The organism is Streptomonospora nanhaiensis (assembly GCF_026642255.1).
GTDB classification, from domain to species: Bacteria; Actinomycetota; Actinomycetes; order Streptosporangiales; family Streptosporangiaceae; genus Nocardiopsis; species Nocardiopsis tropica.
In genome coordinates this window covers 6,966,360-6,988,098 of record NZ_CP113264.1, presented here as the reverse complement: position 1 = coordinate 6,988,098, position 21,739 = coordinate 6,966,360, and the positions used below count along the sequence as shown (strand labels likewise).

The following is a 21,739-nucleotide window of genomic DNA, read 5'->3' as shown; positions in this document are numbered from 1 at the left end:
GACGCTGAGATCATCAGGCGGGTGCGTGGCGGCGACACCGCCGCCTACGCGACTCTGTACGAGCGGCACGCGGCGTCGGCGCGCGGACTGGCCAGGCAGCTGTTGCGCGGGGAGGCCGAGGCGGAGGACGCCGTCGCCGAGGCGTTCACCCGGGTGCTCAGCGTCATCCGGAGGGGCAAGGGCCCCGAGGACTCCTTCCGTCCCTACCTGCTCACCGCGGTGCGCAACGCCGCGTACGACCGGGGGCGGGGGGAGAAGCGCCAGGTCGTCACGGACGACATGGAGAGCCTCGTCCCGGGCCAGCCGTTCGTGGATCCGGCGCTGGAGGGGCTGGAGAGATCACTGATCGCCCGTGCCTTCCTCTCCCTGCCGGAGCGGTGGCAGGCCGTCCTCTGGCACACCGAGATCGAGGGCACCAAGCCGGCCGAGGCCGCGCCCCTGCTCGGCATGAACCCGAACGGGGTCGCCGCCCTCGCCTACCGGGCCCGGGAGGGGCTCCGGCAGGCCTACCTCCAGATGCACCTGGCCGGCGGCGCGGCCGCGGAGGCGTGCCGCCCGACCCTGGGGCTCCTCGGCGGTTACGTCCGGGGCGGCCTGTCCAAACGGGACACCGCCAAGGTCGACACGCACATGGACGGCTGCGCGGACTGCCGTGAGGTGTACGCGGAGCTGATGGACGTCAACGTCGGCCTGCGCGGGGTCGTCCTCCCGCTGGTGGTCGGCTCCGGGGCGGCGGGCTACCTCGCCCTCACCCCGGGCGGCGCGGCCACGGGAGCCTGGTGGGGCCGGATGTCGCGCCGCCAGCAGCAGGCGGCGGCCGGCGGCGCCGCCGCCGCGGGCATGGCGGTCGCGGTCGCGCTCGCCCTGACCGGCGGGGAGGTTCCGATGCGTCCCGAGGACCCGCCCCCGGCGGCGGCCCCGCAGGAGGAACCCGTTCCCGCGCCCGCGCCGGGGGACCCGGCCGCCCCCGACACGCCTCCGGGCCCGCCCCCCGCCGCCCCGCCCCCCGCCGCGCCGGGGGGGACGTCGGCCCCGGACCGGCCCGCGCCCCCGGAGGCCCCGGCGGAGCCGGCCGTGCCCCCGGCGGACGTCCCCGAGGAGGAGGTGGCCGAGGACGCCCCCGAACCGCTGTTCGCGGCGGGCATCGACCCCGTCGGCGCGCTCCTCCCGGGCAGCGAGGGGATCGTGGTCCTGGACGTCCGCAACATCGGCGCGTCCACGGTCGAGGACGTCATCGCGGTGATCACGCTGCCGCCGGGGGTCGAGATGGTCTCCTCCGGCGGCGCCGGCAGCTCCGTCCCCATGGCGACCGGGAACGGCGACTGGAGCTGCTCGTCGGGCAGCGGCGGCGGCCGCTGCGCGCACCCGCGGATGGCGTCCGGGCAGAACAGCACCCAGTTCCTGGACGTGCGCGTGGACGCCGGGGCCGACGTCGGCGTGCCCGCGTCCGTGACGGTGTCCTCCGGAGGCGTGGCCGCCAGTGCGACCGGGGAGCGCGGGGTCTCCTCCGAGGGGGTGGCCGCGCGCTACGCGACGGCCGGGCGGGTGCGGACCGAGAGCGTCGGCAACGCGCTGATGACCTGTGTCGAGCCGGAGCGGGACCACGGGGGGCACTGGCCGTGGCCGTGGCCCTGGCGGCCCGGGAACCCCGGCGTCCCCGGCGCCGGCCCCGGGACAGGGGGGACCCCGGGCGCCGACGGGCGCACCGCTCCGGAGGCCGACGCGGACCTGGCCCGCGCACCGCGGGGGCCGCTGCCCGCGGAGCCCGGCACGGAGGCGTCCCCGGGGGAAGAGGGGTCCCGGGGGGAGGAGGAGATCCCCGAGGACGACGCGGAGGGAGAGGACGGCGGCGCCCCTGACGGAGCCGGCGCCCTGCCGGACGGCGTGTCGCCCACGGCCCCGGAGCGGGACCCGAATCCGGAGGTCGCGGACCCGGAGGTCGCGGACCCGGAGAACCCGGACGGCGGCCCCGGGCCCGTCCCGGAACCGGAACCGGGTCCGGACCCGTCCTCCGGGGCCGGGCCGGAGGCGCCGGACGGCCCCTGTGCCGACGCCCGCCTGAGGGAGGGGGAGCACCGCGACAACGACAACTGGGTGATGGCTCCCCTCGAGGGCGATCCGGACGCCACCACCTCGGCGAGCGCCGCGACCTGGGACCTCCCCGAGGGCGGCGCGGTCCGCTGGGCGGGGCTGTACTTCTCGGCCGCGGGCGCCCCCGACGCCCCCGCGGCCCGGGTCAGGGGGCCGGGCATGACGTCCTACCGGACCGTGGCCGCCACCGACACGAAGGTCGCGGACCTGCCCGGATACCCCGCCTACCAGGCGTTCGCCGAGGTCACCGACCTGGTGAGGGCCCAGGGCGGCGGCGAGTGGTGGGTGGGCGACGTGCCGGCCCGGGAGGGCCGGGGCGTCTACGCCGGGTGGAGCCTGGTGGTGGTCCTGGAGGACCCGGGCATCGGCTCCTACAACCAGGCGATGGTGCTCGACGACACCGGGGCGGTCTTCCGGAGCCGCACGGGGATGTCGTTCCCGGTGTCGGGTCTGCTCCCCGCCGCGGTGCCCTCCCACGTGGACGTGGTGGCCTGGGAGGGCGACGCCGACCTGCGGGGGGACCGGGTGACGGTGGACGGCCGCGCGGTCGCCCCGAGCGGCGGGTACGGGGAGGAGGACAACGCCTTCGCGAGTTCCGCCCGCGGGGCCGTGGGGGACCCCTTCACCTTCGGTACCGACGTCGTACGATTCGACCCAGTACTCGGCAGGGAAACGGATATCCGAATCCTCTCCGAACAGGACGCGGTGCTGGTCGGCGTCGTGGCGCTGACCGCCCCGATGCGTACCTGAAGTCCGGTATTCGCGACGGGTTTCCCGGCAGGCCCGGGCGGCTGGAAAAGCCCGCCCCTCAACGGGATCCCGCCTGTGTGTAGTGGGTCAATAACTTTCCGTATTCAAAGAGGGCACGCAAAACCAGACAGACTTGGCTAGGCTGTGCCCCGGTCATGGATATGGCCCCAGAGTCAAAAGGGAAGGGGGCGGTGTCACGTGGACCGCTGCGCGTTGTTCGTTGACGCGGGATACCTTCTCGCGGACGGCGCGATGGCCGTGCACGGAACCCGCAACCGGGACTCCGTCTCCTGGGACTACTCCGGACTCGTCCAGTTCCTCAACGAGGTCGCACGGGACCGCACCGGTCTTCCGCTGCTGCGTTGCTACTGGTACGAGGCCGTCGCCGAAGAGCGGCGCTCCCAGGAGCAGGACGGCATCGCCGACATCCCCGGCGTCAAGTTCCGTGCCGCGAGGATACGGCCCGGCCGCCGCGAGGGCGTGGAGAGTTATGTCCAGCGCGACATCACCACGCTGGCACGCACCGGCGTCCTGTGCGACGCCGTCCTGGTCAGCGGTGACGAGGACATGGCTTCCGTCGTCGCCGACGTCCAGGACATGGGCGTGCGCGTTACCGTCGTGCACGTGTCCGTCGAGGGCAACTGGACCATCTCCCGGGCCCTGCGCCGGGAGTGCGACGACCTCATCGAGATCGGGGCGGGCCACCTGCGCCCGCACGTCAACCTCCTCTCCAGCAGCGGCTCCTCCCAGGAGACCGCGGCCAAGACCACGACGCCGTTCGCCAACGGCCGGGCCCGTTCCGCGCCCGAGACGCCGCGGCAGCCCGTCGCGGCCCAGCCCGGCGGCGCCCGGGTCGACCCGGTGGGATCCTCCAGCGGCGGCCTGGAGGCGATGTTCGCGGGGACCGGGGGCCAGCCCGTCCCCCAGGGCAGCGCCATGGACCAGCTGCGCGCCATGCGGAGGTCCCTCGCGCAGCAGCGCGGCGGGGACCACCTCGTCGGACCGGGGGGCGACGGCGGCCAGCAGCCGGGCGGCATCGACGCCAACGGATTCCCGTCCGGCGGGCAGACCCCGCCCGGCACGGGCGGCGGCTCCTACCCCGGCCACTCGGTGACCGGGGGCCACCCCGCCCACAACGGGCAGCAGGGCTATCCCGTCACCGACGGGCACCCGTCGATGCGCGGCGCGGACCCGAGCGGCTACGGCATGCCCGGGAGGCCGGCCTCCGGATCGGGGCCGATGACCGGAGCGCAGCCCTCCTTCAACGGCACGGGACCCCAGCAGTCCTTCGCCGCGGGGACGGGGCCGCAGCGCTCCTTCGCGTCGGACGGCCAACCCGGCCACGCGCCACCTCCGAGAAGCGCCCCACCCCAGGACCCACGGCAGGACCCGCGCCAGGACCCGCGCTACGGGGGTGGGGACGGCTCCGGATTCGGGGGAGCGGCCGACGCAAACCCTACCTATGGGACCAGTACGGAAACTGACACCGCTCACCGCGGTGGGGCAGCCTCCCCCTACGGGGGGCCGCCACCTACTGGTCCCGAACCCGCCAGCCGGTTCAGCGCCGGCGGCTACCAGGAATCCCGTCCCAGTCCTGGATATCCACAGCAGACACGTCCCGCCGCGCATACCGTTGACGAAGCGGTGCATGTCGCGCACAAGGAAGGGAACGACTTCGCGGAGTCGATCGCTCGCGAGGCGCCCGCCCTGTGGGTGGAGGCCGTACTCGCCCGCAGGCCCAGGATGCCCTCCGACCTGGAGGCGCGCCTGCTCCAGGGCTCCTCGCTGCCGATCGACCACCTGTTGCGTGACGAGGTCCGTGACGGACTGCGCCAGGGGTTCTGGCAGGCCCTGGAGCGGGCCAGGTCCTGACAGGGCGCGCGGGAGTGCGAGTAGGGGATGGGGGCGATGCGGTTGACCCACGTGACGACGGCAGAACTCGACCGTTGGGAATTCCACGCTGTCCGGTCCGGTGAGCACGGACGGGTCGCCGCCCAACTCCTGGACCTGGCCAACCGGGTCGACGCGGGGAGCGAGGTCTCGCGCGCGGAGCTGTTCGTGCGCGCGGGGGAGCAGTGGGAGATCGCCCAGGAGTTCGAGCGCGCCTGCTCGGCCTACCAGAGGGCGATCGACGACGGCGGGGCCACGGTGATCGACGCCCGCGCGCTCAGCGCCGGGGCACTCCTGCAACTGGACGAGGTCGACCAGGCCTACGCCCACCTCAAACGCCTGGAGGGCGAGGATCCGCCCGGACTCCAGACCTTCATCCACGTCGCGGAGGCACTGTACGCGCACGACGACCTGGAGGGCGCCGAGCGGTGGGCGACGGTCGGCGCGCACCGGTTCCTCGACCGGGCCTCCTCGCCCTACGTCCGCGACCTCCTGGTGGAGCTCCTGCGCATCCGGTTCCGCATCCGCACCGACCTGGGGCTGTCCGAGGACCGGCTGGACCGCAGACTCGACGAGGAGTGACCCCGGCCGTCCGGGCCGGGGCACTCCGGCCCGGCGGAGTGAGCTTTCCGACGTGCGGGCGCGCCGCCGACACGCCCGGGGCGGTGGAGGCACGGATCTCCGCCCGGCCGCTCCGGTCCGGGGCCGGCCGCCGCGGACACGGCCGTGTGGTCAGCGGCACCGGTTCGCCTGGCGCCGTCCGAACCGCCTCGGAAGCGGCGTTCCGGGCGTTCGGCCGCCCCTCGGGGGGGCGCTCCGGTCCCGGGGAGCCCCGGCGACGATCTAGGCTGTGTCCGGTCGCCTCCCAGCTGCCCCGACGAGGCGCGACATCCCCCTGAACCGGGTGCCCGAGGCCCTCTCATACCACGGCCCACGCGTGTGTTCGACGATCGTCGAAGAATCCGAGAAATCGATGACACGCCATCATCTTGCGGTGTTCCAACGCAGGGCCCCCTAGATGTAGTATCTGTCCCGCTGGTGGTTCACCCCTCGGGGTGAGGCAAGAGGGAACCCGGTGCGAAGCCGGGGCTGCCCCGCAGCGGTAAGTGGGAACGAAGCCGTCACAGGCACTGGGGACCCCCGAAGGCCCCGGGAAGCGACGGTGCGTAGGCCGCCCACGAGCCCGAAGACCTGCCACCGGTGCGCACGTGAACGTGCGCCGACGACGGGGCTTCGAGGGTGAGCCGCCGCGACCCACCGGTCGGACGACCGCACGCACCCGGTGCGTCGGTCCCCCGGTGCGTGCCGCGCACCTTGCCCATCGTGTCCCCTCCCCGCCGGGACTCTTCTACCGAGGTTGGAGCCGCTGTATGACCCTTGACGTCGAGGCCGTGCCCGTATCCGTTCGGCCCGAGCCGACCAACGAGGGCGCGCCCCCCGCCGCCGTCGACCGGATCGAGCACGTCGTGACCGAGGCCTGTGCGAGGCTCACCGGTGTTTCGGCGGAGAAGGTCCTCACCGAGGCCCGCCGCGGCTTCTACCCCGGCATCCCCGACTCCGAGGTCGAGCTCGCCCTGGTCATGGCCGCCCGCAGCTTCGTGGAGGTCGACCCGGACTACTCGTTCGTGGCCGCCCGCCTGCTGCTGGACAAGCTGCGCCGCGAGGCCCTCACCTTCATCAGCGGTGCCCCCGACGCCGCCGGGCAGTCCGAGATGGGCGAGCGCTACGCCGCCTACCTGGCCGCCTACGTCAGCCGCGGCATCGACCTGGGCCAGCTCGACCCGGCGCTCGCCGGGTTCGACCTGGAGCGACTGGGCGCCGCCCTGCGCCCCGAGCGCGACGAGCAGTTCACCTTCCTCGGCATCCAGACCCTCTACGACCGCTACTTCCTGCACAGCGACGAGGTCCGCTACGAGCTGCCGCAGGCGTTCTTCATGCGCGTCGCCATGGGGCTGGCCCTCAACGAGGACGACCGCGAGGCCCGCGCCATCGAGTTCTACGAGCTGCTGTCCTCGTTCGACTTCATGGCCTCCACGCCCACCCTGTTCAACGCCGGCACGGTGCGCGCGCAGCTGTCCTCCTGTTTCCTCACCACCGTCGGCGACGACCTCCAGGCCATCTTCCACGGCATCAGCAACAACGCGATGCTGTCCAAGTACTCGGGCGGGCTCGGCAACGACTGGACCCCGGTGCGCGGCCTCGGCTCGCACATCCGCGGCACCAACGGCAAGAGCCAGGGCGTCGTCCCGTTCCTGAAGATCGCCAACGACACCGCCGTCGCGGTCAACCAGGGCGGCAAGCGCAAGGGCGCCGTGTGCGCCTACCTGGAGACCTGGCACATCGACATCGAGGAGTTCCTCGACCTCCGCAAGAACACCGGCGACGACCGCCGCCGCACCCACGACATGAACACCGCGAACTGGGTTCCGGACCTGTTCATGCAGCGTGTGGAGCAGGGCGGCAGCTGGACCCTGTTCTCGCCGGACGAGGTCCCCGACCTGCACGACAAGTACGGCACCGACTTCGCCGAGGCCTACGAGAAGTACGAGGCCGCCGCCGAGGAGGGCCGGATCAAGGTCGCCAAGAAGATCCCCGCGGTCGACCTCTGGCGTCGCATGCTGACCATGCTGTTCGAGACCGGGCACCCCTGGATCACCTTCAAGGACCCGTCCAACCTGCGCTCGCCGCAGCAGCACGTCGGCGTCGTGCACTCCTCCAACCTGTGCACCGAGATCACGCTGAACACCAGCGCCGACGAGGTCGCCGTCTGCAACCTGGGCTCGGTCAACCTGGCCCAGCACGTGGGCCCCGACGGCCTGGACGCCGAGCGCCTGCGCCGCACCGTCCGCACCGCCGTGCGCATGCTCGACAACGTCATCGACGTGAACTTCTACACGATCCCCGAGGCGCGCCGCGCGAACATGCGCCACCGCCCCGTGGGCCTCGGCCTGATGGGCTTCCAGGACGCCCTGTTCAAGCTGCGCACCCCGTTCGCCTCCGAGGGCGCGGTGACGTTCGCCGACGAGAGCATGGAGCTGATCAGCTACTACGCCATCGAGGCGTCCATGGAGCTGGCCTCCGAGCGCGGCGCCTACGAGTCCTTCGAGGGCTCGCTGTGGAGCCGGGGCGTCCTGCCGATCGACTCGCTGCGGCTCCTCGCCGACTCCCGCGGCGGCGACCTGGACATGGACCGGGGCGAGACCCTCGACTGGGACTCGCTGCGCGAGCGCGTGAGGTCCACCGGGATGCGCAACTCCAACGTGATGGCGATCGCGCCCACCGCGACCATCGCCAACATCACCGGTGTCGGCCAGTCGATCGAGCCGCTCTACCGGAACCTGTACGTCAAGTCGAACATGTCCGGCGACTTCACCGTCGTCAACCCGTACCTGGTCCGGGACCTCAAGGCGCGCGGCCTGTGGGACGACGACATGGTCTCGGCGCTGAAGATGCACGACGGCAGCCTCGGCGCCATCGACCGCGTCCCGGACGACCTCAAGGCGCTGTACGCGACCGCGTTCGAGGTCGACCCCGAGTGGCTGGTGGACGCGGGATCGCGCCGCCAGAAGTGGATCGACCAGGCCCAGTCCCTGAACCTGTACATGGCGGCCCCGAGCGGCAGGAAGCTCGACACCCTGTACCGCCGCGCGTGGCGCTCCGGCCTCAAGACCACCTACTACCTGCGTTCGCAGAGCGCCACGCACGTGGAGAAGAGCACGCTCAAGGGCACCGACGGCCGCCTCAACTCGGTCGCCGCGACCCCGAGCGCCCCGGCACCCGCCCCCGTCCCCGAGCCGGTCGCGGCGCCCGCCGCCGTGAACACCGAGGTCGAGGACGAGTTCGAGATCGTCGACGGCCAGGCCTGCTCCATCGACGACCCCGAGTGCGAGGCCTGCCAGTAGGGCGTGAGACCCGGGGCCGCCCGCCGGCGGCCCCGGGCCGGTCCGGCCGCCCCGCCGGACCGTGCCCGCGGCGACGCCGCGTCCCGCTCCCGACAACGACTTTCCGGCCCGGCCGGAGAACGGAAGAACCCCAGCATGACCGCAGTCTCCGAGAACAACGCCGGCGCCACCAGCGGCCTCGGTGAGATCGAGCGCGACGCCGAGCGCGTCAACGTCGACGACAAGGCGATGATCAACGCCCGCGCCGACGTCAACCAGCTGCTCCCGCTCAAGTACACGTGGGCGTGGGAGAAGTACCTCGCGGGCTGCAACAACCACTGGATGCCCACCGAGGTCGCCATGCAGGCCGACATCGCGCTGTGGAAGTCCAAGGACGGGCTGACCGAGGACGAGCGCCTGATGCTCAAGCGCAACCTCGGCTTCTTCGCGACCGCCGAGTCGCTGGTGGCCAACAACATCGTCCTGGCCGTGTACCGCCAGCTCACCAACCCGGAGTGCCGCCAGTACCTGCTGCGCCAGGCCTTCGAGGAGGCGGTGCACACCCACACCTTCCAGTACATCTGCGAGAGCCTGGGCCTGGACGAGGGCGAGCTCTTCAACATGTACCGGGAGGTCCCGTCGATCACGGCGAAGGACGCCTGGGCGCTCAAGTACACCCAGAACCTGGAGAACCCGGAGTTCCGCACCGGCACGCCGGAGGCCGACCAGGCGTTCCTGCGCGACCTGGTGGCGTTCTACGTGATCTTCGAGGGCATGTGGTTCTACACCGGCTTCGCGCAGATCCTGTCGCTGGGCCGCCGCAACAAGATGATCGGCATCGCGGAGCAGTACCAGTACATCCTGCGCGACGAGTCGATCCACCTGAACTTCGGCATCGACGTGATCAACCAGATCAAGATCGAGAACCCGCACCTGTGGAGCGAGGAGTTCCAGGGCGAGGTCCGGCGGATGCTGGCGGAGGCGTGCGAGCTGGAGGTGGCGTACGGCCGCGAGACCATGCCGCGCGGCGTGCTCGGCCTCAACTCGGAGCTGTGCGAGAAGTACATGCACTTCATCACCGACCGCCGCGCCGAGCAGATCGGCCTGGCCCCCATCTTCGGGGAGACGGAGAACCCGTTCCCGTGGATGAGCGAGATGATGGACCTCCAGAAGGAGAAGAACTTCTTCGAGACCCGCGTCATCGAGTACCAGACCGGCAGCGGCCTGGACTGGGACTGACGGTGTCCCGGCCCGCGTGAGGCGGGCCGGACGGGGTTCTCCTCCAGGGAGGCGGACACGGCCTCCCCCCGGGCGGCCCGGATCGAGGCGCGCGATCCGGGCCGCTTTCGCGTGCGGGGGGTGTGTCCCGGGCCCCGGCCGGAGGCGCCGGGACCCGGCCCTCAGCCCTTGGCGGTCCAGGTCATCCGGACGTTGAAGGTGGCCTCGCCGGTCCCCTTGACCACCACGACGTCCGCCTCGGCGCTCACGGTCACACCGAATTCGACCTCCGTCTCCGAGGGCGCCAGCGAGGAGGAGGAGAGCTCCTCCAGTTGCGCCGACACGGCCTCGGCGATCTTCCTGATGCGGAGCAGGACGGAGTCGAGCCTTTTGTCCCCGGTGGCCTTTCCCGGGGTCCGTGAGACGGGGGCGGCCCCCTCCTTGCGGACGGGGGCGGACTCGATGCTGATCACGGTGCCGTCGTCGGTGACGAAGTCGATCACTTTGTTCACATTGGCCTCACGCATTCTCCGAAGGGGCTTGCCATTCCTCTTGATGTCCACAGAAAGTAAAATAGGGGGAGATGTCCGGCAACGATGATATTCCGCTGCCGTCCGCGCGGAGGAAACGGTGGGACGTACCAGTTATGACCGGGCGAAACGGCTCAAGTGCCATCTGGCGGGACGGACGCGACGGCACCGGATGGCGCAAGTCGTCGAGGTCGGGATCCGGAGCCGACTGCTGCGAGGCCTCCCTCGGCGAGCCGGGCCGCGTGTGCCTCCGCGACTCCCACCGCCCCGGAGGGGACGTCCTGCGGTTCCGGTCCCGCGAGTGGCTGTCCCTGGTCTCGTCCGTGCGCTGAGCGGCCCCCGCGGCCCCGGGCGTGTGCCGGGACCGCCCCCTCCTCAGTCCCTGACGGGGAAGATGTCGGTGTCCAGCCGGGTGAAGGACGCCATCGTGGCCACGAAGCGGTGCTCGGGCCCGAACCGCGAGGTGTAGTGCTCGCGCAGCGCCTCCCACTCGTCCCCGACGTCCTCGCCCAGCGCCCGCCGGCTGATCAGCAGGTTGCGCCGGGCCGTGGTCAGGAAGACGTGGTGCTCCCCCAGGGCCTCCCGGCACAGCTCCACGCTCGCGGCGTCCTGGGCGCGGGCCTCCTTGAGCCTCCCCAGGGCGAACAGGTCGTTGCCCAGGTTGACCTCGACGGCGGTGAGGGTGACGTCCGCGTCGGGGAAGCGCTCGCGGATCTCCGCCATGGCGGTGCGGTCCAGCTCGTGCGCCCGCTCGTACTCGCCCAGCACGCGGAACACGATCGCCGCGTTGGCCCTGGAGGCCCAGGGGAAGAGGTGGCGTGAGGGGAACCTGTCGTCCATGTGTACCAGGAGGTCCTCGACCAGCCGGCGGGCCTCCTCCAGGCGGTTGGCGAAGGCCAGGTTCACCATGTGGATGCTGTTGAGGTGCAGCGTCGGCGGGGCGTGCGGCCCGTAGCGCGCGACGTTGACCTCGCGCGCCTGCTCGGTCAGCTCCAGCGCCAGGGTGTGGTCGCCGAGCCGGCGGTGGATGACGGAGAGGAAGACCGGGATGTCCGAGGTGTGGGTGCTGGCGTTGGCCTCGGTGACCTCGAACCGCCTCCGGCAGTCCACCAGCGTCTCCCGGGCCTCCTCCAGGTACCCGAGGGCCATGAGGCCGAGGCCGATCGACAACCGCGTCCGCAGCGTCGGGATGCCGTCCGGCCCGAACACGTACTTGCGCTGTTCGAGGGTGCGCCGGTCCAGCTCCAGGGCCTGCCGGAAGCGGCCGAGGCGGCGCAGGCAGCCGCCGATGTCGTGGGCGATGACCAGGGTGTTCTCGTCGTCTTCGGCGAAGAGCATGGTCCTCGTCCGGTGGATGTCCTCGAACATGGCCAGGGCCCTGGCGTAGTGCCCGAGGTTGCTGAGCGCGATGGCCCGCGCCCGGTGGGCCTCCAGGGCCTCCTCGCTCTCCGGGCCCTCCAGCTGGGCCTGCTCCGCGTACATCCGCTCCGCCTCGGCGAGGGCGATCTCGTTGTCACCGCGGATCCGGAGGATCCTGGTGCGCAGCAGCTGGATCTGGAACCTCTGCGCGGTGTCGTCGTACCAGGCCTCGATGGCCCGGTCCGCCAGGGCGAGCGCGGCGTCGCCGTTCCCGGTCTCCACCAGGTAGACGATCACGTTGCCCACCAGGCCGCGGACCTGCGGGTCGTGGCTGCGCCACGCCTCGGAGGCGTCCACGTGGGTGTACAGCAGCTGGTACTCGGGCCAGTTCTGCGGGAGCTCGGGGCCGAGGGGGTCGCTCTGCGCCAGCAGCCGGTGGGCCAGGTCGCGGTAGCGCACCCGCTCCTCGTCGCCGAGGGTGCTCTGCACGACGGTCTGGAAGGTGACGTGCAGCTGGAAGGTGTGGTTGGTCCGGTCGAACTCGGCGAGGCTGTGCCTGCTCACGTAGCGCAGGACCCTCGTCAGGACCATCTCGTTGCCGAGGATCTGTGACAGGTCCGGGTTGGGGCTCAGCCCGCGGGCGCGGTGGAACAGGGTGCGCGAGAGGGAGCGCGGGGCGAAGAACGAGCAGAGCTGGACGAACTCCCTGACCATCCGCTTGAGGGCGCGGTCGGGCCCCGTGCCGCGCCGGAGGTCGTCGAGCTGCATGTTCCAGGCCGCCGCCAGGGGCAGGGGGTACAGGTCCTCCGGCTCCACGTGGGTGACGAGTTCGTCGAACTTGTCCTGGAGCAGGTGGAGGAACTCCTCCACGCTCATCAGGGAGTCGCGCAGGTAGGCGCCGACCTGCGCGAGCGCGAGGGGGAGGTGCTCCAGCCGCTCGGCGATGCGCAGGGCCGTCGCGTCGTCGTCCAGGCCGTGGGGGCAGACCTTGCGGAGCAGGGCGACGCTCTCCCGCGCGCTCAGGCTGGGGACGATCGAGCCCTCGCTGCGCCCGCTGGGGATCCAGCTCTGGTCGCGGGAGGTGATGATGACGTCCCCGGGGCCGTTCGAGGGGAGGACCTCCTCCCCCAGCTGGTCGAGCTCGGAGACGTCGTCGAAGACGAGGAGCCAGCGCCCCACCCCGGGGTCGCCCTCCAGGACCTCCCGTACCTGCTGGGCGACCTGCTCCAGGTTCCCGGTGTCGTCGCCCAGGCCCAGGTACCGGGCCAGGCGCAGGTAGGACTGCTGGACGTCCGAGGCGCTGTTGGCGGCGAACCACCAGATCAGGTCGTACTCGTCCCGGTGCCGGTGCACGTACTCGGTGGCGATCTGGGTCTTGCCGATGCCGCCGCCGCCCGCCAGCAGGTAGACCCCGCCGACGGAGTCCTCCAACAGGTCGTGGACGTGTTCGAGGATCTTCTCCCGCCCGGTGAAGTTCAGGTTGTGCGGCGGGACGCCGCGGAGCTTGGCGAGCGGCTTCTGCCGCGAACGGCGCAGCCTCGAACTGCCCAGGGCCAGGGGCTCCGAGCCGGCGGACTCCGTCGCGGGGGTGTGGGGGTCGGTCACGGTCGGGCTCGGTTCCTCTCGGGGGGCGGTGGTCTGGGGGCGGGGCGCGTCCCCGTGCCGGGGGGCGGGGCCGCCGGGGGAGCGCGCCCCGTCCGGGGGTGTGCTGCGGGCCGCCGGGGCGCCCGTCGGAGCGGCCTCGCGGGCGGGCGCCTCCCCCAGGGCGACGCGGAGCTGGTCCGCGAACCTGCGGTACTCGCCCGGCATCTCGGAGAGCGCGGGCAGCACGGCGCGGGCCAGGTCCTCCTCGCCGTCGAGCGGGGGGTCCTGGGGGGCGCCGGTCTCGATCCGGGACAGCCACTGGTAGAGCCTGGCCGCGTCCTTGAACTCGATCCCGAGGGAGTAGAACACCGACCGCATCACGCTGAGGTCGCCGAATCCGCCCAGGAGGTCCCTGCGGACCCCCGGAAGGAACTCCAGGGCCGCGGCGGCGGGGTCGTCGAGGTCCCCCAGGGGCACGGCCGGGTCCATCAGCTCGCTGCCGAACACCTCGGCGATCTCGGTGACGGCCGCGCGCGGGTCGCGGGGCGCGTGCGGGATGTTGCTCTGGATCAGCTCGGCCACCCTGAGGTTGACCGGGGCCTGGGCCAGCCGCACGGCGAGGTCGCGTGCTCCGCGCGAGGCGTGGGAGAGGAAGCGCGACACGGGATCGGGGTCCCAGGGGGCGGAGCCCGGGGGCCGGGCGCCGTCGGCGGGGAGCACGGCCGCGTCGGCCTCCCAGGCGCCGGCCCCGCCGCTCACGACCGCGCTCCACGCGGTGAGGGCGTCCGGGCCGAACTCCAGCACGGGGAGCACGGCGGCGTCCGCGGGGAGGCCGCCGTCCCCGGCGCCGGCCGCCGCCCCCGTGAACTCCCAGGAGGAGGGCGGGACGGGGGACGGCCCGGTCATGCGCATCGGCCCGGGCGCGAGCGGCCCCCCGGACCAGACGGAGCGGTCCAGGAGGTGGAGGAGGACGGTCGGCAGGCGGGAGGCGAGCGAGGCGGCCCAGGCGCGCAGCCTCGGGCCGCGCCACCCGCGGTCCTGCGTGTCGGTGACGAGGACGGCGACCGCGGCGTCCGGGGGGAGGTGGGACTCCAGGGGCCACGGTGGATCGTGTTCACCCCTGGTGTGCGTGGGGTTGCCGGGGTGGAAGCGGACGACCGTGCACCCGGCCCGCCCGGCGCCCTCGACCAGCGCGGCCACGCTGTCGCGGTGCAGCTCCATGAGGGGGGACGAGTCGACGAGAACGACCGGGCGGGACGAGCCACCTGTCAGAGTGCTGAGTGCGTTCTGGTACCTGTGGGACAAATCGTCCATTATGTCGTCTTTTTCCCCTTGTGGGGAACTTCAAAGGAGGGGTCGGCGGGCCCCTCTTCTGAACTCCTCCTGGAAATGTCCTTCCTCCGATTCTGCCACGCCGCCGTCGGGGGCGGTGCCGTGCGGCGCGTCCCGATCGCCCGGGAAATCGGAACGGACCCCCGATGTGCGTGTTCGGGAGGGTTCACGGGTCGGTATCGCCTCCGCTTCCAGACGATTTCGGCCGAACGGCACGGGCATAAAGGATGGAGTGGAATGGTCGGCACGGCGGCTCTCCCCGGCTCGGTCAGTCCGGCACGTCACGGGAGGCCGCCGCCCGAGGGGACGGCACCGCGCCCGTCCCGCCCCCTCCCGCCCGGGGGAGCGCCGAACCCCCGTCGAGGACGGCCCGCGCGAGCACGTCCCCGTAGTCGTCCTGGAACAGGGAGACGTCGCGGAAGTCGGGGTAGTCCTGCGACTTGTCGCGGAGGAGCCGGGGGAGGGCGGTGATCCTCACCCGGGACCGGGGCTCCCGTGCGAGCAGCTCGTTCACGAAGTCGAACACGGCCTTCTTGGGGCCCTTGACGATGGTGGGGACCCCCATGTTGACGGCGGAGTCGTAGACGTGTTCGGCGTCGCCGGTCTCGGAGTCCACGGCGCACACGGTCAGGTGCGACCTCGACAGGGCGTCCGCGACCTCGCTCACCTTCTTCTCCCACGTGAGGAGGACGTTGCGGTCCTCCACCAGGGCCTCCTCCCGCTGCTTCTCCGAGCGCAGGAGCCACCGGCCGGGAGGGGTCCCCAGGTAGCTCGGGTCCACGTGCCGCTCGCGTATGTGGTAGACGATCTCGTACCTCGACGCCAGCCGGGAGGGGAACTGCACCTCGCTGGTGCCGGTGGCCTGTCCCAGGCGCAGGTACAGAAGGTTCCTCGGGAGGAAGACGCGCAGCCGCAGGGACTCCTCGTTCGGGGTGACCAGCCTGCGCATGACCACGTCGCTCATGAGGTCGCCGATCTCGTCGCAGATCTCCGGCTCGCTGACCAGCCTCGTGTCCTGGTGCAGCGGACGGCCGTCCGCCTCGCCCCGCCGGGCGAAGCCGTGCGAGAGCTTGAAGCCGCCGGTCACCGGCTCCAGGTCGAAGAACACCATCGTGTCGGGCTCGTCGGGGACGGGCTCGGGGGCGGGGCGCTCCGCGGGGGAGGGCTCCTCGGGCCCGCGCAGGCGCTCGCCCCGGTCCGCGGCCAGGGCCTCCGCCCACTCACGGCCCAGGACGGAGGCCTCGTCCCGGATCCACTGCCAGACCATCGGCGGGACCGGCCTGTGAGGGGAGACCTCCCGGTAGACGTGGTGGACCCAGGCCACCCGTAACGGCGGTCTCCCCGCCCCCGGCACCAGGTCCCACAGCGCGGTGAGGACCCGCCAGGCGGTGGTGGCGGCCCCCTGCTGCCTGACCCGGCGCATCTCCCGGGGCTCCAGCAGCCTCTCCGGCGGGACCGCCTCCAGGGGGATCGAGTCCAGGAGGTCGTGCAGGCGGTCGTAGGTCCGCCTCCCGCACAGCGACTCGTCCGCGAGGCGCTGGGCCGAGACGGTCTCGCCCCCGGCCCGCTCGCCCGCGATCTCCTCCACGGGCAGGATGAAGGCGATCCCCGAGGGCTCGCCGGGACGCCCCCACTCGTAGTGGTGGTTCATCTGCACGAGTCCCACCAGCTCACCGGTCTCGGTCCGTACGGCGCACCCGCTGAACCCGCCGGTGATCCGGGACGACCGCGAGGGAGGCGTCTCGACCTGGTGCGTGACGCCGTTGGGTCCGCCCCTGCCGTGGTAGGTCACCGAGGCCTGGAGCGACCGCATGTCCTCCGGGTACCCCGTCGTGTACAGGGCCTGCCCCGGCTCCAGGCCCCCGCAGCCGCTGAGGACCGGGAAGTCGGTGTCCGGCAGCCCCGGGCCGCTCAGGCGCAGCAGGGCCAGGTCGCGGCTCTGCGGCCCCGCCGCCCACAGGTCGGTCGCGACCTCCGCCTCCCACACCCGCCCGTCGAACGAGCGCAGGCGCACCGTGGTGCCCGCTCCCGGGTGGTCCTCCGGGTCCCCGTCGCGGCCGAGCGCCGTGTTGACGACGTGCGCGCACGTCACCAGCAGGCCGGGGGACAGCAGGACGGCGCCGCCCACGGCCTCGTCCTCGTAGAGCACCCGCATCTGCCAGGCCGGTTCGTTCGGCTGGAGGCCGCGGGGTGAAAGGGGGGTGTCCACTGTCGGGGGGACCTCTCTCGAATTCCGTTGTGCCCGGAACCGTTCCCCCGAGGGGCGACTGTGAACCAGGGGGCGAAGGCCCGGCGCCGGGCCCCGCCGGCGGGCCGGACACGCGGACGACCGCCCGCGGGGAGGCGTCCCGCGAGCAGGGGCGCGGGCCGGACCCGGCACGGCTGCCGGAGAGCGGCCGGCGCCGCGGGCGGCGCCCCCCGGTGGTCGCGGACCCTGAAGGACCGGGGGCAAGCCTAAGCTGACCGTGTGGACCCTCCCACCGATCCCGCGGCCGAGGCGGTCTTCCGCCCGGTGCCGTCGGGCAGAGCCCTGGAGGCCACCGTCGACCGGCTGCTGTGCGCGATCCGGCTCGGCGTGGTCCCCGCCGGAGCCCGCTTCCCCGCCGAGCGCGACCTCGCCGCCAGGCTGGGCGTCGGCCGCGTCACCCTGCGCGAGGCCCTGCGCCTGCTCCAGGACCGGGGGTACGTCGAGGCGCGCAGGGGGCGCAGCGGCGGAACGTTCGTCCGCGGTGTCCCGCCCCGCCCCACGCCCGGCCAGGCCCTGCGCGGCCTCGCGGCCACGGGCGCCGGGCTGGACGACCTGCTCGCCCTCCGCCGGGTGGTGGAGACCGGGGTCGTGGTCCGGCTCGCCGAGACCGGCCTGACCGCCGAGCAGGAGCGCCTGCTGTCGGTCGGCCTCGCCGCCGCGGAGCGGGCCGACCGGGCCGCCTACCGCCGCCTCGACACCGTCCTGCACGTCACCCTGGCCCGCCTGACCGGTTCCGAGGAGCTCACCGCCGTCCTGACGGACGTGCGGATGCGGGTCAACGGGCTCATGGACACGGCCCCGCCCACAGAGGAGGGGATCGCGCTCAGCAACGCCCAGCACGGGGAGATCGCGCGCGCCGTCCGCACCCGCGACCCGGAGGCGGCCCGGCGCGCCCTGGGCGAGCACCTCGCCGCCGTGGAGTCGGGGCTCCGCACGCGGTTCGGCTGAACCCGCCGGGCGGCCCCGGCCCCCCACGGGTCCGCGGAGGCCGACAGCGTCCTCCGCGACGCCCCGGTCGGCGCCCCACCGCCCCCTCGGGCCGCGAGCGGCCCCGCCGCCCCACGGTGGCTCGCGCTCCTCCTGTCCGATCGGACAAACCGCGGGCGTCCCGCATGGCCGCACGGACAAACGGCGCCCCCCGAGGACTCGGCGCGGTCTCGAAGCGGTGTGGTTCACCGCACAACCGTTGTGACCCGTGGAACAAGGGGTAGTGATCGCGAGCAATGTCCGTAAACAGCGCGTAAGGGCATCAGTTGCGCGCGCAAGGGAAGGGAGGAGCCGGTCTTGAGCGAATCGATGCTCTGGTCGATCGGAACCTTCGCGGTCTACCTCGCCGGCATGGTCGCCATCGGCCTCTGGGCCTACAAGCGGACCGTCTCGCAGTCCGACTTCGTGCTCGGGGGCCGCCAGCTCAACAGCTGGGTGGCCGCCCTGAGCGCCAACGCCAGCGACTTCAGCGGATGGCTGCTGCTCGGCCTGCCGGGCGCCATCTACGTCTCCGGCCTGGGGGAGGCGTGGATCGCCGTGGGCCTGGCCTGCGGTTTCGCGGGGAGCTGGATCCTCCTCGCCCCCCGGCTCCGGGTGTACACGGAGCGGGTCACCGACGCCCGCGCGGGCGGCGACTCCGACTCGCTGACGCTCTCCTCGTTCCTGGAGAACCGCTTCAACGACCCCACCCGCCTGCTGCGCGGGGTCTCGGCGATCCTCATCATCGTCTTCTACTTCTTCTACGTCGCCTCCGGCCTGGTCGCCATGGCGGCCCTGTTCGACCAGGTCTTCGGCCTCTCCCCGGCCCCCGGCATCGCCATCGGCGTCGGCATCGTGGTGCTCTACACCGTCCTCGGCGGCTTCCTCGCGGTCTCCTACACCGACGTCGTGCAGGCCGCGATGATGTGGCTGGCGCTGCTGGTGGTCCCCGTCATGGCGGTCACCGCGCTCGGCGGTCTCGGCGGCCTGGCCGAAGGCGTGTCCGCCAGGAGCGACGGCCTCCTGTCCGCCGTCGGCGGGGTCTCCCTCGACGCCGACCTCGGCCGGTGGGCCTCCACGGAGACCCTCGGCTGGGTCGTCATCCTCTCCGGGCTGGCCTGGGGCCTGGGCTACTTCGGACAGCCCCACATCCTCTCCCGCTACATGGGCATCCGGTCGGTCAGGGACATCCCGAAGGCCGCCGTCATCAGCGTCACCTGGGCGGTCAGCGCCATGGCCATGGCCGTGGCGATCGGCTTCATCGGCATCGCCTACTTCGACACCCCCCTCGGCAACCCCGAGCAGGTCTTCCCGCTCCTCATCGAGTCGCTGAGCCACCCGCTGGTCGCCGGACTCCTGCTCGCCGCCATCCTCGCCGCCGTCATGAGCACGGCCGACTCGCAGCTGCTGGTCGCGGCGTCCGCGCTCACCGAGGACGGCTACAAGGCCTTCGTGAACAGGGACGCCGACCCGAGGGCGCTGCTGTGGATCAGCCGCGTCACCGTCGTGGTCGTCGCCCTGGCCGCCGCGGCGATCGCGCTGTGGGGCAACCAGTCGGTGATGGACCTGGTCGGCTACGCGTGGGCCGGTTTCGGCGCCGGCTTCGGACCGATCCTCGTGCTCTCCGTTTTCTGGAAGAGGATGACCTGGGCCGGGGCGCTCGCGGGGATGATCGCGGGCGGCGTCACCGCGATCCTCTGGGACGTCGTCGACACCGCCTACCTCGGCATCGGCCTGTACGCGATGGTTCCCGCCGTCGCCCTCAGCCTCGTCGCGATCTTCGTGTTCAACGGACTGGCGAAGGTCAGCACGCAGATGGAGGAGGACTTCGACCGGGTCGAGGCCGAACTCCGCGCGGCCGGGTCCGGCCCCGGGGCCGAGAAGGCCGCCGGGGTCTGACCCCCCCTCCGCGCCGGGGCCGCACCCCGGTGCGGAGGGCCCTCTCCGGGTGCCCCGGCCTTGTGCCCGCTGCGCGTGCACGGGTCGCGTGCCCGGTCGCCGGTCGTCCCCGCGCAGGGGCTTCGCCCGGCCGACGAACCGGCGTCGGAGGAGGCGCCCGTCGACACCGCCGCCAACGGCGTCGAGGGTGGGGAGATCGCGAGGGTCCTCGACGACGGGGCCGATGTCCGCGCCGGGCCCGGTGGCGGGGAGATGTTGCACACCCTCACGAGTCCGAACGACTTCGGGGTGGAGCGGGCGTTCCCCGTCGGACGCAACGAGGGCGAGTGGCTTCAGGTGCTGCTGCCGGTCCGTCCGAACGGCGGCACGGGCCGGGTGAGGAGCGAAGAGGTGTGGCCGACCTCCACGGCGTACCGCGTGGAGGTCGACCGGCGACTTCGAGTTCACCGTCTTCGACGGGGACGAGGGGGTGCGCACCGGTGTGATCGGCGCGGGGGAGGGCGAGATTCCCGCTCCCGAGGGCCGCTACTATTCCACCGAGCTGCTCCAGCCGCCGGATCCGGAGGGGCCCTACGGGGTCTACGCCTTCGGCCTGAGCGGGTTCTCCGAGACGTTGGAGACGTTCGCGGACGGCCCCGGACGGCTCGCGGTGCACGGCGCCGGCGACGAGGACGCGCTGGGCCGCCAGGTCAGCCACGGGTGCGTCCGTGGCTTCGACGAGGACATCACCTTGATGGCCGAGAACCTGCCGATCGGCACCCCGGTCGAGATCTCCGCGTGAGCCGACCGTCTCCGGATCGCGGCGCGGGACGATATCCCGCTCACATGAACCACACACGAGGACTGCCATGCGTCTGAAGCACTACCTGATCGTCGCCGGTTTCGCGGCCGCCGCCCTGTTCGGCGGATCCCCTGCCTGGGCCGACGACGCGGTCCCCGGCTACCCCACCGCGACCCCTGACTACCCCTCCGCGATCCCCGACTACCCCTCGGCGATCCCCGGTTACCCCACTGCGGTCCCCGCCCCGGCCGAGTGCCCGACGGACCCCTCCGCGGTCCCCGGCTACCCCACCGCGACCCCTGACTACCCCTCCGCGATCCCCGACTACCCCTCCGCGATCCCCGACTACCCCTCGGCGATCCCCGGTTACCCCACTGCGGTCCCCGCCCCGGCCGAGTGCCCGACGGACCCCTCCGCGGTCCCCGGCTACCCCTCGGCGATCCCCGGTTATCCCATTGCGGTCCCCGACTACCCCTCGGCGGTCCCCGACTACCCCTCGGCGATCCCCGGTTACCCCACTGCGGTCCCCGCCCCGGCCGAGTGCCCGACGGACCCCTCCGGGCTGCCGGTTGCGGAGGCGCCCGTCGAGCTGCCGGTTGCGGAGGCCGAGCTGTGCGAGGACCCGGGCCAGCCGGAGCCCGCGCCCGTCGCCGTGCCCGCGTACCCGACCTACATCGACTGACCAGCTGATCCACGACCGGTGTCACCCCGTGGCGAGCACGGGGTGACACCGCGGCGGCGGGGCCCGCCGCGCACGGACGCTGTTGGTCGATTCTCGGTTCGGGTCTCACCCAACGCCGTTCTCCGCGACCCCGGTCGCGGAGAACGGCGTTGTCGTTGCGGATGGGCGCGCGTGTCGATGCAGCCGGAGGAACCGGGTCAGATCCCCACCGGGACTGTGCGGGTGGCACGAGCCGCGTTCGGTAGAAACAGCTTGGCGATTCGGATCCGGGACGAACTCGGGCCCTTGTTCGGCGACAAGGCGTTCTCGGACCTGTTCCCCGGCCGAGGAAAGCAGATCCCGTTACCGGGGTCCGGCCGAGGCCGGCCTCCAGCACCAGCTGATCGGTGTTGCGATCAACCTTGTCCGTATCGATGCTCCTCCGACCAGCACGCCCCGAGCTCGCACTCGTACCGGTCACTTCGCAGCGCTTCTCCCCGTCGAGCAGTAGCTCGACGGGGAGAAGCGCTCAGGAACCCGAATCGACCA

13 protein-coding genes and 1 riboswitch are annotated in these 21,739 nt (G+C 72.6%); of the genes, 10 read left to right on the top strand and 3 right to left on the bottom strand.

The window, feature by feature from the left end; genetic code table 11:
* Positions 1 to 21 precede the first annotated feature (21 nt).
* The 5 genes from OUQ99_RS30210 to OUQ99_RS30190 all read left to right on the top strand — a co-directional run bounded on the left by OUQ99_RS30210 (position 22) and on the right by OUQ99_RS30190 (position 9,851).
* Positions 22 to 2,841: a sigma-70 family RNA polymerase sigma factor gene (locus OUQ99_RS30210; protein ID WP_267947149.1), complete on the top strand. Its 2,820-nt coding sequence runs from the start codon at positions 22 to 24 to the stop codon at positions 2,839 to 2,841.
* A 198-nt stretch (positions 2,842 to 3,039) separates the two neighbouring features.
* On the top strand, positions 3,040 to 4,713 hold the full coding sequence (locus tag OUQ99_RS30205; protein WP_267947148.1) for an NYN domain-containing protein: 1,674 nt from the start codon (positions 3,040 to 3,042) through the stop codon (positions 4,711 to 4,713).
* Positions 4,714 to 4,740: 27 nt separating this feature from the next.
* Positions 4,741 to 5,313, top strand: coding sequence for a hypothetical protein (locus tag OUQ99_RS30200; protein ID WP_267947147.1), 573 nt, complete (start codon positions 4,741 to 4,743; stop codon positions 5,311 to 5,313).
* Positions 5,314 to 5,753: 440 nt separating this feature from the next.
* Positions 5,754 to 5,944: riboswitch (cobalamin riboswitch) on the top strand.
* A 157-nt stretch (positions 5,945 to 6,101) separates the two neighbouring features.
* Positions 6,102 to 8,633 (top strand): ribonucleoside-diphosphate reductase subunit alpha, encoded by a 2,532-nt coding sequence (locus OUQ99_RS30195; RefSeq protein ID WP_267947146.1) that lies wholly within the window; start codon positions 6,102 to 6,104, stop codon positions 8,631 to 8,633.
* 135 nt (positions 8,634 to 8,768) lie between these two features.
* Positions 8,769 to 9,851, top strand: coding sequence for a ribonucleotide-diphosphate reductase subunit beta (locus OUQ99_RS30190; RefSeq protein WP_267947145.1), 1,083 nt, complete (start codon positions 8,769 to 8,771; stop codon positions 9,849 to 9,851).
* 161 nt (positions 9,852 to 10,012) lie between these two features.
* Here the strand turns inward: OUQ99_RS30190 and OUQ99_RS30185 are convergent, their stop codons facing one another.
* A complete protein-coding gene (locus OUQ99_RS30185; RefSeq protein WP_267947144.1) occupies positions 10,013 to 10,333 on the bottom strand; it encodes a CU044_2847 family protein in 321 nt (106 codons plus the stop codon).
* An 80-nt stretch (positions 10,334 to 10,413) separates the two neighbouring features.
* Here OUQ99_RS30185 and OUQ99_RS30180 point away from each other — a divergent pair, with 80 nt between their 5' ends.
* Entirely contained in the window at positions 10,414 to 10,692 is a 279-nt protein-coding gene (locus tag OUQ99_RS30180; protein ID WP_346660224.1) for a DUF397 domain-containing protein, read from the top strand.
* A gap of 43 nt (positions 10,693 to 10,735) precedes the next feature.
* Here OUQ99_RS30180 and fxsT read toward each other — a convergent pair whose 3' ends face one another.
* Positions 10,736 to 14,617 (bottom strand): FxSxx-COOH system tetratricopeptide repeat protein, encoded by a 3,882-nt coding sequence (gene fxsT / locus OUQ99_RS30175; protein WP_267947143.1) that lies wholly within the window; start codon positions 14,615 to 14,617, stop codon positions 10,736 to 10,738.
* Positions 14,618 to 14,903: 286 nt separating this feature from the next.
* The gene (locus tag OUQ99_RS30170; RefSeq protein WP_267947142.1) at positions 14,904 to 16,844 is read right to left on the bottom strand and encodes a S1 family peptidase; all 1,941 of its coding nucleotides are present in this window, start codon (positions 16,842 to 16,844) and stop codon (positions 14,904 to 14,906) included.
* A gap of 258 nt (positions 16,845 to 17,102) precedes the next feature.
* Here OUQ99_RS30170 and OUQ99_RS30165 point away from each other — a divergent pair, with 258 nt between their 5' ends.
* The 4 genes from OUQ99_RS30165 to OUQ99_RS30150 all read left to right on the top strand — a co-directional run bounded on the left by OUQ99_RS30165 (position 17,103) and on the right by OUQ99_RS30150 (position 21,211).
* Positions 17,103 to 17,831, top strand: coding sequence for a FadR/GntR family transcriptional regulator (locus OUQ99_RS30165; RefSeq protein ID WP_267947141.1), 729 nt, complete (start codon positions 17,103 to 17,105; stop codon positions 17,829 to 17,831).
* Positions 17,832 to 18,179: 348 nt separating this feature from the next.
* On the top strand, positions 18,180 to 19,748 hold the full coding sequence (gene putP / locus OUQ99_RS30160; RefSeq protein WP_267950565.1) for a sodium/proline symporter PutP: 1,569 nt from the start codon (positions 18,180 to 18,182) through the stop codon (positions 19,746 to 19,748).
* A 469-nt stretch (positions 19,749 to 20,217) separates the two neighbouring features.
* A complete protein-coding gene (locus OUQ99_RS31615) occupies positions 20,218 to 20,529 on the top strand; it encodes a L,D-transpeptidase (RefSeq protein WP_346660223.1) in 312 nt (103 codons plus the stop codon).
* A gap of 67 nt (positions 20,530 to 20,596) precedes the next feature.
* A complete protein-coding gene (locus OUQ99_RS30150) occupies positions 20,597 to 21,211 on the top strand; it encodes a hypothetical protein (RefSeq protein ID WP_267947140.1) in 615 nt (204 codons plus the stop codon).
* Positions 21,212 to 21,739: the final 528 nt, after the last annotated feature.

Excerpts from the sequence above, each read along its gene's own strand:
- OUQ99_RS30200 (WP_267947147.1), top strand. The coding sequence starts at position 4,741 with ATGGGGGCGATGCGGTTGACCCACGTGACGACGGCAGAACTCGACCGT.
- OUQ99_RS30150 (WP_267947140.1), top strand. The coding sequence starts at position 20,597 with ATGCGTCTGAAGCACTACCTGATCGTCGCCGGTTTCGCGGCCGCCGCC.
- fxsT (WP_267947143.1), bottom strand. The coding sequence starts at position 14,617 with ATGGACGATTTGTCCCACAGGTACCAGAACGCACTCAGCACTCTGACA.
- OUQ99_RS30190 (WP_267947145.1), top strand. The coding sequence starts at position 8,769 with ATGACCGCAGTCTCCGAGAACAACGCCGGCGCCACCAGCGGCCTCGGT.
- OUQ99_RS30180 (WP_346660224.1), top strand. The coding sequence starts at position 10,414 with ATGTCCGGCAACGATGATATTCCGCTGCCGTCCGCGCGGAGGAAACGG.
- putP (WP_267950565.1), top strand. The coding sequence starts at position 18,180 with ATGCTCTGGTCGATCGGAACCTTCGCGGTCTACCTCGCCGGCATGGTC.
- OUQ99_RS30195 (WP_267947146.1), top strand. The coding sequence starts at position 6,102 with ATGACCCTTGACGTCGAGGCCGTGCCCGTATCCGTTCGGCCCGAGCCG.